Here is a 13,769-nt window from a genome sequence, read left to right on the forward strand (position 1 = left end):
CCCCGGGTTACTTCGCGACGGCGCCGGCGAGCTTGGACAGCGGCTCGGCGAGGGCGTTGACGGCGTCCGACAGCTTCTTGCGGTCGTCCTTGCCGACGGAGTCGTACGCCTTGAAGTGGTCGCCGTCGCGGTAGTCGCCCAGCAGCTTCTTCAGGTCCGCGAACTGCTTGTCGAGCTCCTTGACGAGCGCGGCGTCGTTCTTGGCGGCGACGGGCTTCAGCAGCTCGTAGGACTTCTCGGCGCCCTCCACGTTGGCCTGGAAGTCGTCCAGGTCGGTGTGGCTGTAGCGCTCCTCCTCGCCGGTGACCTTGCCGGTGGCCACCTCGTCCAGCAGCTCCTTGGCGCCGTTGGCCATGCTGGTGGCGGTGATGTCGGCCTTGCCGACCCGCTTCTGCCAGTCGACGAGGTCCTTCGACAGCTGGTCGGCGAGGGCCTTGTCCTCGTCAGTGATCTTCTTGCCGTCCCAGAGCGACTTCTCCAGCTTGTGCCAGCCGGTCCACTTCTGGCCCTTCTCCAGGCCGTCCTCGCGGACGTCGACCTTGGGGTCGATGTCACCGAAGGACTCGGCGACGGGCTCGGTCCGCTCCCAGCCGAGGCGGGACGGGGCGTAGGCCTTCTTCGCCGCGTCGAGGTCGCCCGCCTTCACGGCGTCGATGAACTTCTGCGCGAGCGGAAGGGTCGCGTCGGCCTGCTCCTGGACGTACTTGCGGTATTCCGCGACGGCCTTGTCGAGCGCCGGGTCGGTCTTCTTCTGCTTGCCGTCGCCGCCGGTGACGGTGATCTTCTGCCGGATGCCGTCGCCCTTCATGCCGGGCTTGCAGGCGATCTCGTAGTCACCGGCCTTCTTGACCGTGGCGGTGATCTCGGCCTTGGTGCCCGGGCCGATGTTCTCGCGCTCGGTGACGATCCGGTCGTCCGCGGCGTAGACGTACACCTCGGTGACCTTGGAGCCCTTGTTCTGAATGTTGATCTTCACATCACCGGCGGGGAACGAGGTCTTCGAGACCTCGCACTTGTCGTCGGAGGCGGTCACGCGGATCGCGTCGGAGTCACCGGCGTCCGACTTCTCTGCGCAGCCGGACACGACGGCCAGGGCCGCCGCCGCGGCGACGACGGTGACAGCGGAGGAGCGGAGGGCTCGCATACGGGCTCCAGGCGTGCTCGGAAGTCGGAATACCTGCCCTTTCATCACATCTCCGTCACAAAGGGAGGAGGTGTGGCTGAAAAAGCACCTCTAATAAGGCCGACCTAACTTATCTGAGGCTTGCCTGAGTCGTTCCCCAAAGTGCACGTGATCCTGCTCTCATGCGGCAAAATTTCGCCCCGCTCGGCAGATCGATCACTTGAGTCCGTCGGGTCACTTCTGTTACGGGCGGGGGTCGACGCGGTCGGGGCGGCCGGGCGTCCTCCCTCCTGCCCCACGCCGCGCTTCCATTCGCGGGAGTGCGGGGGAGCCGCTGTGGTCGCGGCGCGGAGCCCGGACGTGAGCCGATGCGCGCGCCGGGGTCCGCGCCCGGGTCCGTGCGGGTGTCCGTACCCGGGCGGCCGGCTCCGCCGGACGTCGGGGGCCGCCGGGCGGATAGGGGACGAATCCGGCCACCTCGGACAGGGGCGGGAGAGCTGTCCGGTGGTGCGCGCGACGCGGCCGGCGACTCGTGTGATGACTCATGTGCCGTGCGAGGGACCCTTTTCCGCTTTCCGCGCATCCATTCGACTGACTACCTTTCATGTGCCGGCAGGCACCGGCCGCACTACCCCTAAGGAGAGTTGACACATGGCCGTAACCCAGAGACGGACGGCGTTCACCGCCGCCGTCGCCACGGCGATCGCCCTCGGGGCCACCGTGCTCACCCTGCCCGCCCGAGCCGCCGGTGAGGAGCCGGACGCGGCGGCCAAGCAGCCGACCGGGTTCCAGCTCAAGGACGCCACCCTCACCTGGGGCATCAAGGAATCGTTCCGCCAGTACGTCACGGGCGAGGAGGCCGACGGCACCATCCGCGTCGCCGACGGCGTCGAACAGGCGGACGGCAACGGTGCCTTCACCTTCTCCGGCGGCAAGGGCACCTACGACCGCGAGAAGCACTCCTTCACCACGGCTTTCAAGGGCAGCGTCCGCTTCCTGGGCCACGCCAAGGGCGAGGGGAAGAAGAAGCACTGGGGGCTGGACGTCAAGTTCAGCGACCTCAAGGTGATCGGCGAGGGCGGGAAGGGCCGCGTCACCGCCGACGTCACGACGTCCGGCAAGACCCGCGACGACGTCACCCTCGCCACGCTCGACCTGGCGAAGGCGGAGCCGGCGGGGAAGGACGGCGAGCCGAACAAGGCGGACAAGGCCGAGAAGAGCGACAAGAAGGCCGACAAGAAGGCCGACAAGAAGGCCGACAAGGACGCCAAGGACAGCAAGGACGGCGGCAGCAAGGAGCAGGCCGGGAACGACGCCAAGGCCGGCGCCAAGAACGACGTCCCGGCACTCGCCAAGGTCCCCGCGACCCTGACGGCCGACGGTGCCAAGGCGCTCACCTACAAGAAGCACTCCGTCTACAAGGCCGGGGCGTCCCTCGACGGCCTCTCCCTCTCGGCGAAGCAGGGCGCTCCGCTCCCGGACGACCACGAGCCCGCCCCGATACCCAGCAAGAAGCCCACGCCCGACCCGAAGCCGAAGGAGCCCTCCGAGCCGAAGGAACCCTCCGAGCCGAAGCAGACCTCTGACACGAAGAAGCCGTCCGACACGAAGAAGACCCCTGAGCCGGAGAAGACCTCCGACGCGAAGGGGGACCCCACTCCGAAGGAGACCCCGTCCTCCGAGCCCAAGCCCGAGGGCGTCGACGACGGCAAGGTCACGGGCCCGGAGGAGGAGTCGCTCATTCCGGAGACGGGCGACCCGAAGGGAGGCGCCGAGGAGACCGGCGGCTCCTCCGCGTCCCCCGGGACGACGGGCAGCACCGGGAGCTCGGAGACGCCGGGGACCACCGGCAGCACGGGCACCACCGGCAGCAGTACCGAGCAGCCGAAGCAACTGGCCGCGGACTCCACGGTCTACGACGGCCGCCTGGACTGGGGCGTCTCGCAGGCGTTCCGCAGTGCCGTCACCGGCACGACGCTCGGCGGGAAGATCGAGGTCTCGGACGGCGCCGAGCAGCAGAGTACGGGCGGCTTCCGCTTCACCAAGGCGACGGGAAGCTACGACGCGGCGAAGTCCAAGCTCGACGCCACGTTCAAGGGGACGGTGCGCTTCACCGCCCACCCGAACGGCAAGAGCGTGGAACTCACGCTCTCGAAGTTCCGGATCGCCGCGAACGGCGACAAGGGGCAGCTGCTGGCCCACGTCACCAGGAAGGAGGACGGGAAGGCCGCCCCCGGCCTGTCCGACAAGGAGACCGTGCTGGCGGACCTCACCCTGTACAAGGACTCCCTTGCGGCCACCAACGGCGTCGTCACGCTCAACATGGTGCAGGCCGCCCTCACCGAGGAGGGGAAGAAGGCCCTCACCATCCCGGGTGTCACGCTCAACAGGGGTGACGGCCTCGACCCGGTGACCGCGAAGATCGCGGTCAACAAGGACGCCAAGCTCGACGACGACTCGACCGGCACCAACACCGACGGCACCGGCACGAGCGGCACCGGCAACTCGTCGGGTACGGGTACGGGCACGGGGACCGGTACGGGCACCGGCACGGACGACTCCCTCGCCCACACCGGTAACGACACCCCCACCGGCCCCCTGGTCGGCAGCGCCGCGGCGCTCGTCCTCGCGGGCGGGGCGGCGGTCTGGACGGCGCGTCGCAAGTCGGCGAAGCTGACCGGCTGATCTCCGGCGGCTCGCCTGCGCAGAGCCCTGCCCCCACCGCCCCCCGGCGGCGGGGGCAGGGCTCCCGTACCCCCACTGGGTAGGGTGGCGGGACAGCACCACGCGAACCGCACGCACCAAGGAGCAGACGTGAGCGAGCCGGCGTCCACCGCCCTGCAGCAGGAGATAGCCCGGGAACTCCAGGTCGCCGAGGACTTCGACGCCGAGCGGGAGATCGAGCGCCGGGTGGCCTTCCTCGCCGAGCGGCTGACCTCCACCGGCCTGCGCTCCCTCGTCCTCGGCATCAGCGGAGGCGTCGACTCCACCACCGCCGGCCGGCTCTGCCAGCTCGCGGTCGAGCGGGCCCGCGCCACCGGTCACGAGGCGCACTTCTACGCGATGCGGCTGCCCTACGGCGTCCAGGCCGACGAGCACGACGCCCAGCTCGCCCTCTCCTTCATCCGTGCCGACCACGTGCTGACCGTGGACGTCAAGCCCGCCAGCGACGCCGCGCTGGAGGCCGCGCTCGCCGGCGGCACCCGCTTCCGCGACGCCCACCACCAGGACTTCGTGCACGGCAACATCAAGGCCCGGCAGCGCATGATCGCCCAGTACGCGGTGGCCGGCGCGCACGAGGGCCTGGTCGTCGGCACCGACCACGCCGCCGAGGCGGTCTCCGGCTTCTTCACCAAGTACGGCGACGGCGCCGCCGACCTCGTCCCGCTGACCGGCCTCACCAAGCGCCGGGTGCGCGCCGTCGCCGACGCCCTGGGCGCGCCCGCCGAGCTGGTGTGGAAGACCCCCACGGCCGACCTGGAGACCCTCGACCCGGGCAAGGCCGACGAGGACGCGCTCGGCGTCACATACGACGACATCGACGACTTCCTGGAGGGCAAGCCGGTCGAGGAGCGCGCCTTCGAGACGATCGTCCGCCGCTACCGCCTCACCGACCACAAGCGCCAACTCCCCATCGCCCCCTGAGGAAACGCCGCACCGGGCGCCACGGATTGTTCCTACGAAGCGACAAGGCGCGGGGCGCTGTTCGGCGCGCCACTGGCACCTGTGCCGGGCGGCACGGGAATGCGATGCTCTGGTGGATTCCCGCTGCTGGTACGGGTGTTACCCGTGTGCCTGCGGCAGGTGTGTTCCCTCAACGAGAGTGGGAGTGAACGTCATGGCATCGCTGCGCAGTCGTCTCATGGTCACTGTGGTGGCCGCCGCCGTCGGAACGGCGGTGCTGGGCCTGGCACCCGCCGCGTCGGCCGACGACCACCACCATCATCACCACCACCACGCCGACGACGGGTACCCGGTGCTGGTGGTGTCGCCGGCACCGGGGAAGCTGACCCAGGAGCACAAGGTGACCGACACCTACCAGTACGCCCCCAAGGCGTCCGGCGGCTCGTCGACGACGCCCGAGGAGTCGTCCGCCGCACAGTCGTCCTCAGCTTCGGCATCGGCGTCCGAGCCCGGGGCGGTGTCGAGCGCCAAGGACGCGGCGAACAGCACGGGCCAGTCCGCCACTTCCGGCCTGTCGAGCACCGTCAACTCCTTGCTGAAGTAGCCCGCAGGGGGCCGCTCACCTCACACCGCCGCCGCGACGGCCGTCCGCTCAGCCGGCCCCCGGAGGGGGCCGGGGGCCCGGGTCCTGCTGCCCCAACTGCTCTCTCCCGCTCGCCTGTCGTGGGGCGGTCGCCGCGCGCGGACCATCCCGGGCAACTGCCCCAGGGGGTTGCGATCCGGACACCGGAGGGGGGTGTTCCAGTCAGTTGAGCAGTCAACGGTTGCTATGTGCAGCGGTTGCGGGGGACCGTCGTTATGCAAGCGCGAGACGAGAGGGCGTGGCGGCCTTCCGTAATCGAAGTCGCCGCGAAAGTTCTCGTCCCGGCGCGATGCGTGACGCACGACGCACGAATCACAGCGCGACCCATAGCGGTCGCGGGGTGAACTCCCGTTTCGGCATGCGAAGAAGGAGACTCAGCCAGTGCTGTCGAAAGCGAAAAAGACCGCGACTTCCGTCGCCATGGCCTTCGCGGCCGCCGCCGCGCTCACGGTGGTCGTCCCGGCCGGCAACGCCTACGCCATCGACCATATCCCCTGCCGTGGCGGGGAGCCCTTCCTGAAGATCTGGTCGCACAGCGGCGGACGTCAGAGCGTCGACTGCTACGCGAACCGCGGGAGGACCGACTTCGGCGGGTGGTGGGTCGACAAGATATCCACCGGCAACAACGACCTGATCTACTACGACGCCAACGGCGACTCGGTGAAAATCGAGCGCTGGCACGAAATCACTTTCCCGAACCGGCCGCCCAAGGTCAACTCCATCGAAATCCTTTGACGCAGCGGTGGGGCGGCGGCCCGGGGCCACGGTTCTCGTGGCGCGCGCGCTTACGGCCATTGCCGCCGTTTTCCCGGCGTCCAGCGGGTTTCCCTCGCCTCAGGTGACAGGTAATCCGCCTGCCCCGGACCGCCGCCCTGATGCCGGCCATGCCTTTGCGGGCCATGGCCGGCATCGGCTGCATTTACGGGTCGGTTTTCGGGGAGGTTCTCACGAGTCGGCGGCCGTCGGGCGCGGTGCGCGCGTCAGGCCGTCCAGGACGAGGTCGAGGAGGCGTTCGGCCTGCTCGCGCCGCTCCGGTGCGGCCGAGGTGAGGGCGATGCCGGCGAGGGCGGCGAACATGTCGTCCGGGCCGATGTCGGACCGGATCGCTCCGGCGTCGGCGGCCGCCTCCATGAGGGCCGCGAGGGCCGCCCGGATCAGGTCGCGGCTCTCGGCATAGGGGTTGGTTCCCGTGTCGACGAGCGCCCGGAGAACGTCGGCCATGCCGAGCTTGGCGGTGGCGTAGTCGATGAAGCGGCGCGTCCACGCGCGCAGCGCCTCCCGTGGCGGCTGCGCCGCCAGCAGGCCGGGAACGGCGTCGCAGAGCCGGGCGACCTCGTTGCGGTAGGCCGCCTCGACCAGGGCCTCCCGGGTGGGGAAGTTGCGGTAGAGGGTGCCGGTGCCCACGCCCGCCTCCCGGGCGATGCGTTCGAAGTGCGCGTTCAGCCCTTCCTCGCCGAAGACGCGTACAGCGGCGGCCAGGATCCGCTCCCGGTTGCGCCGCGCGTCGGCCCGCAGCGGGCGTTCTGTCTCTCGGGTCATCAGCGCTCGCCCTTCCTCGACCCCCGTTGCAAGCGGCGGCGCCTCCGCTTACTGTTCGAGTGAACCGGCGGCGCCTCCGCTTTCACCGTAGGCCATGTCTCCGCCCTGCCCCCGCCCACCCTCCGGGAGGACCGCCGACCATGTCGGGAATCGAAGGCGAAGTCGTGGCGATCACGGGCGCCGGCAGCGGCATCGGCGAGGCCACCGCGCTGCTGCTCGCCGAACGCGGTGCGAAGGTCGTCCTCGGGGCACGCCGCACCGAGCGCCTCGCGGCCCTGGCCGGCCGCATCGAGGCGGCCGGCGGCGAAGCCGCCTGGATACGTACGGACGTCACACGGCGCGCGGACCTGTCGGGCCTCGTCGGGCTGGCGTGCGAACGCTACGGCCGGCTCGACGTCCTCGTCGCCAACGCCGGTGTCGGCCTGATCTCCCCGCTCGACGAACTCCGCGTGGAGGACTGGGAGGAGATGATCGACGTCAACCTCAAGGGCGTCCTGTACGGCATCGCCGCCGCCCTGCCGGTCTTCCGCGCCCAGGGCCGCGGGCATTTCGTCAACACCGTGTCCACCGCCGGACTGCGCGTCGTCCCGCTCCAGTCGGTGTACGCCGGCACCAAGAACGCCGTCCGTACGATCGCGGAGGGCCTGCGCCAGGAGGCCGGCGACAGGCTGCGTGTCACCGTCGTCTCACCGGGCATGGTCCGTACGGAGTTCACGGAGCGCATGGATCCGGAGGTACGGGCCCGGATCGCCGACCGCATGGCCGAGGCCGCCCTCCCGCCGGACGCGGTGGCCCGCGCCATCGCGTTCGCCATCGAGCAGCCGGACGGCGTCGACGTCGGAGACATCGTCGTACGGCCGACCGCGCAGGACTGAGCCCGCAGGACGACCAGACCTCCCCGGGGCGGGGCCCGTCGCCTACTCCGACTGGGCGATCTGGATCAGATTGCCGCAGGTGTCGTCCAGCACCGCCGTCACCTCCGGCCCCATCTCCTCCGGCTCCTGCGTGAACCGCACCCCCAGCCCGCGCAGCCGCTCGTACTCGGCCCGGACGTCGTCCACCGCGAAGGCGATGGCCGGAATGCCGTCCGCGACCAGCGCCTCCCTGTACGGCTTCACCGCGGGGTGCCCGGAGGGTTCGAGCAGGAGCTCGGTCCCGTCGGGGTTCTCCGGCGAGACGACGGTCAGCCACCGGTCCGTATCGCCGACCGGGACGTCGTGCTTCGTCACGAACCCCAGGACGTCGGTGTAGAAGCGGTGGGCCTTCTCCTGGTCGTCGACGAAAACGCTGGTCAGGTAGATCCTCATGACGTGCTCCCGGGTGCGGAGGAGGGGACGGACGGGGCCGGCCGCCCCGGCGACCCGGCAGCCGACCATGCGGACGGTGTCCAGTATGGACGCCGTCCGGTTTCCCGGCCGCTCGGGTGACGTCTCGCCCACCGAAGCGCCTCGTCGCCCCCACCTTGACGGCCTGGTCGATCGGCCGGCGGACGTCCATCGCCCTCCGCGCCGTCCTCGGTGGCCTCTTCATGCTCGGCGTCTGAATCCGGCGCGGCGGGGTCCGACAGCAGCGGACCGGCACCAGCCGCCTGCCCGCGCCCGTCGTCTTCGGCCACTTCGCCCTGGCCGCCATCGGCCTGGAGGTCTGGATCGGCTACCTCGCGACCCATCGGGCCGCCCTGGCGCGGGCCGCCTTCGGCCTGCTGCTGCCGGTCGCGCTGCTGGGATTCGTGATGCCGGCCCGCTGGATCCCCGTCCGCCGCGCCCGGGCCGCCGCGACGGCGCCCCTGGGGACCGACGAGTCCGTCCCCGCCGAACGGCACTTCCCCGCCGCGTCGGTCGTCCTGTTCCACGGCCTGCTCGCCGTCGCCACCCTCGTCCTCGTCCTGCTCACCGCCCTGGGCTGGTGAGGAGCCGCCCGAGCCAGTCGGTGCGGGCGGTACGGGCGGTGCGGCTGAGGGCCGCCTTCGGGGCCATGGTGTCGAAGCCGTGGAACGCGCCGGGCCAGACGTGGAGTTCGGCCTGGCCGCCGGCCTGCCAGAGTGCGTTCGCGTAGGCCACGCACGCGTCGCGGAACATCTCGGCCGATCCGACGTCGACGTAGGCCGGTGGGAGGCCGGAGAGGTCCGTGGCGCGCGCGGGGGCCGCGTACGGCGGGACGTCGGCGGTGCCGTGGCGGTCGCCCAGGTAGGCCCGCCACGACGTGGCGTCGGAGGTACGGTCCAGGGCCCCCGGGACGGACAGGTGACGGCTGGAGAAGGTGGCCGCGCGGTCGTCGAGCATCGGGCACAGCAGGAGCTGGCCCAGCGGCCGGGGGCCGCCGCGGTCGCGGGCCAGCAGGGCGAGGGCCGCGGCGAGGCCGCCGCCCGCGCTCTTCCCTCCGACGATGATCCGGTCCGGGTCGACGCCCAGTTGGTCCGCGTGCCCGGCCGCCCAGGCCAGCCCGGCGTAGCAGTCCTCCAGCGGTTCCGGGTAGCGCGCCCCCGGCGCCAGCCGGTACTCGGCCGAGGCGACCGCCAGCCCCAGCGGGAGCGCCCAGTCCCGGAGGACGCGGGGGAGGACGGACCACGCGTTGCCCGCGATCAGCCCGCCGCCGTGCAGGTAGTAGAGGAGCGGCAGGGGCCCGGCCGGGGCGGCCGACGGCCGCGCGCTCACCAGCGTGACGTCCGGGCCGCCCGGCGGCCCCGGCACGGACAGCTCCGCCACCTCGAAGAGGCCGCCCGCGCGCAGGTCCTCGACCGTCGGCCGCGGGCGGGCGGCGGCATCCCGCGCCTGCCGGGCCGCGAGGTTCCCCGGGGTGACCGGCTCCTTCGCCTCGTCGCTCAAGGAGGCCAGGACGGCGGCGAGTTCGGGGTCGAGGGGGACGGCGCCGGGCTCCTCGGCGCCGGGCTGCTCCGGCGGCTCCCGGTGGGCGCTCACGGCGTCCCGGCCTTCGGGCGGGACGGGGGACGGGGTGGTGGGGACGGCTGTCGGGGACCCATGCGGCGTATCCCATCACACGGCTCGGGTGTCCCGGGGTGGCCGCCGGCTTCCCCACACAGGAACCGGCCACACACCCGTCCCACCCGTCACGCCGCGGCCCGGCAAAGGGCGGGCAGCCCGGGTGGCAGGCCACCCCGCTCATCCTCGGTGAGGTCACGGCCCAGGACGGCACACAGGTGACGCTTCCAGAGGGCCGGGTCGAGGCGGAGCAGGCTCATGTCGCCTTCGCGGTCGCCGCGCAGCAGGGCCTTGCCGCCGTCGCCGGCCGCCAGGAAGGTTTGCTTCTGCATGAATTCGTACGTCTCCCGGTATTCCGCGTCGTCCGCCTTGAGGATGCGCACCGAGGTCGCGTTGGCCAGGAAGAAGCCGGTCCGTCCGAAGAGGCCGGCCGCCCAGCGGTCCGGGCTCATGGGCCCGATCGGCCCGACCGTTCGCTTCGGCTCGCTCCCCGGCCGCGCCGACCAGAGTTCCACCATCCCGCCCTTGGTCATCTCCGCCGTATAGCGTGAATCGGTCAGGAATACAGCCGTGTTGAGGTCGTCGCCGAGCCGGATCCGGAGATCGCGGTTCTCCTTTCCCGTGCGCAGATCGACGGCGTGCACCTCCGGCTGGCCGCCCACGGTGACCGCCACATAGCCCGGCTCGCGGTGGCGGCCGACGCCGTAGTACGGATGGTCCTGTGTCGTCAGCCGCAGTTCGCGCAGGTCGAGCGGTGGCGACAGGCGGCGGCCGCGCCGGGCGTCCCACTCCTCGACGGTCGTTCCGGAGACCGTGACGAGCCGTTCGTCGTCGAGGAACCGGAATTGGAGAAGTTCCGGCCGCTCTTTCCCGGCCGGCAGCCGGGCCGTGGTGAATTCGGCGACCCGGCGCAGCGAGGGCAGGGCCCGCACCGTGATCCGGTTCGTGTCCGACACATCCGCCACCAGGCTCTGCGTTTTGCTGACCTGGAGATCCTGGGACTTGTCCGGGGGCGTCGCGGCGGTATCGCCTTTCGCCTCTGCCAGCACGCGCCATTCGTCCTCGGTCGCGACGACGCGCAGGGTCCTGCCGTCACTGCCCACACGGACCACCATTGCGCTCCCGTCGCCCAGCAGGTGCGGAAGGCCGTAGGCGGTGCCCCCGGTGTCCTTTGCCAGCGCGAATCCTGTCACCCCGTTCTTGCCGCCGGACACCAGGACGGGATGGTCCGCGGTCCCCAGGAGGGGCAGAAAGGCCATCCCGCTCGTGGACACCGGGCCGGAGAACCGTACGGCGTCCCCCTGTTGAGAAGCCGTGTCGACGAGAGCCCACCCGCCCGACGAGCCGTACGCGGCGTAGCGTTCGCCCCGCCGGCTGACGGCGGTCTCCCGGCACGTGGTGTCCGGTCCGGCGGAGAAGCCACGCAGCGCCCGACCGTCCGTGACGCGTACCGCCTGGTAGCGGGCCACCCCGTACGAGGGCGGGGCGGCCTCCTCCCGGCGGCAGACGACGGCCACGCTGCCGTCCCCCGACACGCCGAGCCCCGAGATGTCGATGTCCTTGACCAGCTCATGCACCGCACCGGTGCCGATGTCGATCGACATCACGGCCGCCGCGTCGCGGGCGGGGTCGGCGGGCCTGGCGGCGGGCCCGTCGGTGAGGAAGGCGCCCACCCGACGGGCGGCGGACCGCCCACGACACCGGCTCGATACGATCCCGTCGTGATCACCAGCGCGCGCACCACGGTCTTCGACGTCGACGGCACCCTCTGCTTCGACGGAAGGACGATCGACAGCCGGATCCTCGCCGCCATCGAAGCATGCGAACGTGCCGGCCACCACCTGGTGTTCGCCTCGGCCCGCCCGGTCCGCGACCTCCTGCCCGTCCTCGGCGGGGCCTTCCCCGCCGCGACGCTGATCGGCGGGAACGGCAGCCTCGTCTCCGTCGACGGCCGGGTCCGGGCGCGGGCCGCGTTCGAGGCCGGCGACCTGGGCGAACTCCTGGCCGAGGCCGCCCGGTTCAAGGCGGGCTACCTCGCCGACGGTCCATGGGACTACGCCTACACCGGGCCCGCCGACCACCCCATCCTCGGCCGCGTCGACCAGGGCCGCCTCGCCCGCCGCGTCGACCTCGCCGACCTCCCCGCCGTCGTGAAGTTCCTCGTGGTCGACGCGACCGACATGCCCGCCCTCGCCGAAGCCGGCCGCCGGCTCGGGATGACGGTCAACCACCACCTCGACGAGGCGCTCATCGACTTCGCCCCGGGCGCCACCACCAAGTGGGAGGCCCTGACCTCGCTGGGCATCGACCACTACAACGCCTTCGGCAACGACATCAACGACCTCGACCTGCTGCGCAACGCGCGGCACGGTGTCCGCGTCGGCACCCACCCGGACCTGGACGGCGTCGCCCACACCACCGTCGCCCCCGACCCGGCCGCCGTCGCCGCCGAGATCGCGGAACTGGCCGCGGCGACGCTTGTCGCTTGACGCGGGTGGCTTGGCGCGGGTGGCTTGGCGCCCGTGGTTTGACGCCCGTGGTCTGGAAGGCGGTACGTGAGGTGCCGTCCGGTTCGTCGTTGTGGTTGTTCAGTGAGGACGGCGCTTGGCGAGGCGGCGGACGAGCAGGGGCATGACGGTTCCCGCCAGGAGGGCGGTGAGCGGTATGGCGACGTCCATCCAGCGGGATCAGAGGGGTTTGTAGGCGGCGGTGCCGCCTTTGATCTCGATGTAGCCGCGTGGGCGGGCGCCGATCCCGCCTCCGCCGGTGTGGGCGGCTCCGGCTTCGGGGCCCGTGCCCCCGGCGAATCCGAAGGCGATCTCGGCGACCGGAATGACGGTGGTGCCGCCGCTGGTGACGGGGGTGCCGAAGACGGCTGTTGCCGAGCCCCGGCCACCGAGCTGTTCGGCCAGGCGTTTCATCAGGGCTGCGGCCGTGTCGGCCTGCGGGACGGGCTGGTCCGGCGTGTCTGAACTGGACATCGGATACCTCCGGGTAGGCGGGTACGGCGGTTCCGAGGATATGGGGGTGCCTGGTACGGGGGTGTGTGGCACGATCGCGTAGCAGGGAGCCGGGCGCACCGCAGCCGACGCGAACCAGCGGTCGGGGAGGCGTAGTTGCCGGTCCCCTGCGCGGCAGAAGTTGGTGATGCTTGCTGCGCTTCTTGTCCGTGAGCGGTGCCGTCGGAGGCGGGGCGTCTGGTCCGTCGCCGCGAGGAACGGCGCGTGCGCGCTCCGAGCGCTTCGACGAGTTGGGAGCGGCGCAGCCGCGATCGTTCGGTGGCCGGGCCTTGTTCCGGACCGGCGTGTGGCCTGGGCTCCGCCGGGCGGTACGGTCGTCGGATGGAGCCGAGGGAAACGAGCGGGTGCCCGTTGCACGGAGCCGGTGTGCGTCCCGCGTACCTGGTCGGGCGACGTCTTGAGCAGGTGGTCGCTTCGTGGCACCTGTACGGCTCGGAAGCCCCGTCCGGGCCCTTGGACGTGTGGCTGATCGACAGCGAACAGGTCTCCACCCGTGTGACGACGGGGTCCGACTGGTGCTTGATCGTTGACCGTTCGGCCCCGGGCCCGGGGTACGACATGGCCGAGTCGGGCCGCGTCGAAGTGACCCCGATTCGCGGCGAGACGCCTTTCGCCGACCACCTCGGCGAAACGATTCGGGCGGTCGACGAGGAGTGGGACCCGCGCACCGGGCGGATCGCGCTGGTGCTCACCTTCGGCTCCGGCGCGCGCGTCCGGTGCGGCACATGGTCCGGGGACCTCTCCCTGACGAGCGAGGGGTCCGGCTCCGGGGTGGGGTAGCCGAGGGGCCCAACGGCTCCTGCTCGAACGGCCAAGTCGGCCCCGCCCGGTCTCGCGGACGCGAAGCGGCTGGTGGCTCGCGGCCGGTGTGGTGACCGGTG

The 13,769-nt window shown here is 71.6% G+C and carries 14 protein-coding genes; 8 read left to right on the top strand and 6 right to left on the bottom strand.

Going from position 1 to position 13,769, the window contains the following annotated elements; genetic code table 11:
* Nucleotides 1–7: 7 nt before the first annotated feature.
* Nucleotides 8–1,144, bottom strand: a complete 1,137-nt coding sequence (gene efeO / locus K7I03_RS23470) for an iron uptake system protein EfeO (RefSeq protein WP_185940560.1) — start codon at nucleotides 1,142–1,144, stop codon at nucleotides 8–10.
* Between the two features lie 630 nt (nucleotides 1,145–1,774).
* On the opposite strand from efeO, the gene K7I03_RS23475 reads away from it, so the two are divergent.
* The 4 genes from K7I03_RS23475 to K7I03_RS23490 all read left to right on the top strand — a co-directional run bounded on the left by K7I03_RS23475 (nucleotide 1,775) and on the right by K7I03_RS23490 (nucleotide 6,125).
* Nucleotides 1,775–3,808: an HtaA domain-containing protein gene (locus K7I03_RS23475; protein ID WP_185940559.1), complete on the top strand. Its 2,034-nt coding sequence runs from the start codon at nucleotides 1,775–1,777 to the stop codon at nucleotides 3,806–3,808.
* A gap of 129 nt (nucleotides 3,809–3,937) precedes the next feature.
* Nucleotides 3,938–4,768, top strand: coding sequence for an ammonia-dependent NAD(+) synthetase (gene nadE / locus K7I03_RS23480; RefSeq protein WP_185940558.1), 831 nt, complete (start codon nucleotides 3,938–3,940; stop codon nucleotides 4,766–4,768).
* A gap of 193 nt (nucleotides 4,769–4,961) precedes the next feature.
* Nucleotides 4,962–5,351, top strand: coding sequence for a hypothetical protein (locus tag K7I03_RS23485; protein ID WP_224347551.1), 390 nt, complete (start codon nucleotides 4,962–4,964; stop codon nucleotides 5,349–5,351).
* A gap of 420 nt (nucleotides 5,352–5,771) precedes the next feature.
* A complete protein-coding gene (locus K7I03_RS23490; protein WP_185940557.1) occupies nucleotides 5,772–6,125 on the top strand; it encodes a beta/gamma crystallin domain-containing protein in 354 nt (117 codons plus the stop codon).
* 210 nt (nucleotides 6,126–6,335) lie between these two features.
* Here K7I03_RS23490 and K7I03_RS23495 read toward each other — a convergent pair whose 3' ends face one another.
* Nucleotides 6,336–6,929, bottom strand: coding sequence for a TetR/AcrR family transcriptional regulator (locus K7I03_RS23495; protein WP_185940556.1), 594 nt, complete (start codon nucleotides 6,927–6,929; stop codon nucleotides 6,336–6,338).
* Between the two features lie 140 nt (nucleotides 6,930–7,069).
* Here K7I03_RS23495 and K7I03_RS23500 point away from each other — a divergent pair, with 140 nt between their 5' ends.
* Complete coding sequence (locus tag K7I03_RS23500; protein ID WP_185940555.1) at nucleotides 7,070–7,804, top strand: SDR family oxidoreductase; 735 nt, start codon at nucleotides 7,070–7,072, stop codon at nucleotides 7,802–7,804.
* A gap of 42 nt (nucleotides 7,805–7,846) precedes the next feature.
* Here the strand turns inward: K7I03_RS23500 and K7I03_RS23505 are convergent, their stop codons facing one another.
* Nucleotides 7,847–8,236: a VOC family protein gene (locus tag K7I03_RS23505; protein WP_185940554.1), complete on the bottom strand. Its 390-nt coding sequence runs from the start codon at nucleotides 8,234–8,236 to the stop codon at nucleotides 7,847–7,849.
* A gap of 425 nt (nucleotides 8,237–8,661) precedes the next feature.
* Here K7I03_RS23505 and K7I03_RS23510 point away from each other — a divergent pair, with 425 nt between their 5' ends.
* The gene (locus tag K7I03_RS23510) at nucleotides 8,662–8,838 is read left to right on the top strand and encodes a hypothetical protein (RefSeq protein WP_224347180.1); all 177 of its coding nucleotides are present in this window, start codon (nucleotides 8,662–8,664) and stop codon (nucleotides 8,836–8,838) included.
* Here K7I03_RS23510 and K7I03_RS23515 read toward each other — a convergent pair.
* Nucleotides 8,819–9,847: an alpha/beta hydrolase gene (locus K7I03_RS23515; RefSeq protein WP_185940553.1), complete on the bottom strand. Its 1,029-nt coding sequence runs from the start codon at nucleotides 9,845–9,847 to the stop codon at nucleotides 8,819–8,821. The two genes, K7I03_RS23510 and K7I03_RS23515, sit on opposite strands and share 20 nt — an antisense overlap.
* Before the next feature lie 149 nt (nucleotides 9,848–9,996).
* Nucleotides 9,997–11,541, bottom strand: coding sequence for a hypothetical protein (locus K7I03_RS23520; RefSeq protein ID WP_185940552.1), 1,545 nt, complete (start codon nucleotides 11,539–11,541; stop codon nucleotides 9,997–9,999).
* Between the two features lie 48 nt (nucleotides 11,542–11,589).
* On the opposite strand from K7I03_RS23520, the gene K7I03_RS23525 reads away from it, so the two are divergent.
* A complete protein-coding gene (locus K7I03_RS23525) occupies nucleotides 11,590–12,357 on the top strand; it encodes an HAD hydrolase family protein (protein ID WP_185940551.1) in 768 nt (255 codons plus the stop codon).
* A 198-nt stretch (nucleotides 12,358–12,555) separates the two neighbouring features.
* Here K7I03_RS23525 and K7I03_RS23530 read toward each other — a convergent pair whose 3' ends face one another.
* Nucleotides 12,556–12,849 carry a GerW family sporulation protein gene (locus tag K7I03_RS23530; protein ID WP_224347181.1) on the bottom strand — a complete coding sequence of 98 codons (294 nt, stop codon included), beginning with the start codon at nucleotides 12,847–12,849 and terminating at the stop codon, nucleotides 12,556–12,558.
* Between the two features lie 405 nt (nucleotides 12,850–13,254).
* Here K7I03_RS23530 and K7I03_RS23535 point away from each other — a divergent pair, with 405 nt between their 5' ends.
* Nucleotides 13,255–13,668: a hypothetical protein gene (locus K7I03_RS23535; RefSeq protein ID WP_224347182.1), complete on the top strand. Its 414-nt coding sequence runs from the start codon at nucleotides 13,255–13,257 to the stop codon at nucleotides 13,666–13,668.
* Nucleotides 13,669–13,769 lie beyond the last annotated feature (101 nt).

The organism is Streptomyces mobaraensis (assembly GCF_020099395.1).
Lineage (GTDB): Bacteria > Actinomycetota > Actinomycetes > Streptomycetales > Streptomycetaceae > Streptomyces.

Bases quoted from the DNA above. Each gene is read 5' to 3' on its own strand.
- efeO (WP_185940560.1), bottom strand. From the start codon at position 1,144: ATGCGAGCCCTCCGCTCCTCCGCTGTCACCGTCGTCGCCGCGGCGGCG.
- K7I03_RS23475 (WP_185940559.1), top strand. From the start codon at position 1,775: ATGGCCGTAACCCAGAGACGGACGGCGTTCACCGCCGCCGTCGCCACG.
- K7I03_RS23485 (WP_224347551.1), top strand. From the start codon at position 4,962: ATGGCATCGCTGCGCAGTCGTCTCATGGTCACTGTGGTGGCCGCCGCC.
- K7I03_RS23495 (WP_185940556.1), bottom strand. From the start codon at position 6,929: ATGACCCGAGAGACAGAACGCCCGCTGCGGGCCGACGCGCGGCGCAAC.
- K7I03_RS23500 (WP_185940555.1), top strand. From the start codon at position 7,070: ATGTCGGGAATCGAAGGCGAAGTCGTGGCGATCACGGGCGCCGGCAGC.
- K7I03_RS23505 (WP_185940554.1), bottom strand. From the start codon at position 8,236: ATGAGGATCTACCTGACCAGCGTTTTCGTCGACGACCAGGAGAAGGCC.
- K7I03_RS23510 (WP_224347180.1), top strand. From the start codon at position 8,662: ATGCCGGCCCGCTGGATCCCCGTCCGCCGCGCCCGGGCCGCCGCGACG.
- K7I03_RS23530 (WP_224347181.1), bottom strand. From the start codon at position 12,849: ATGTCCAGTTCAGACACGCCGGACCAGCCCGTCCCGCAGGCCGACACG.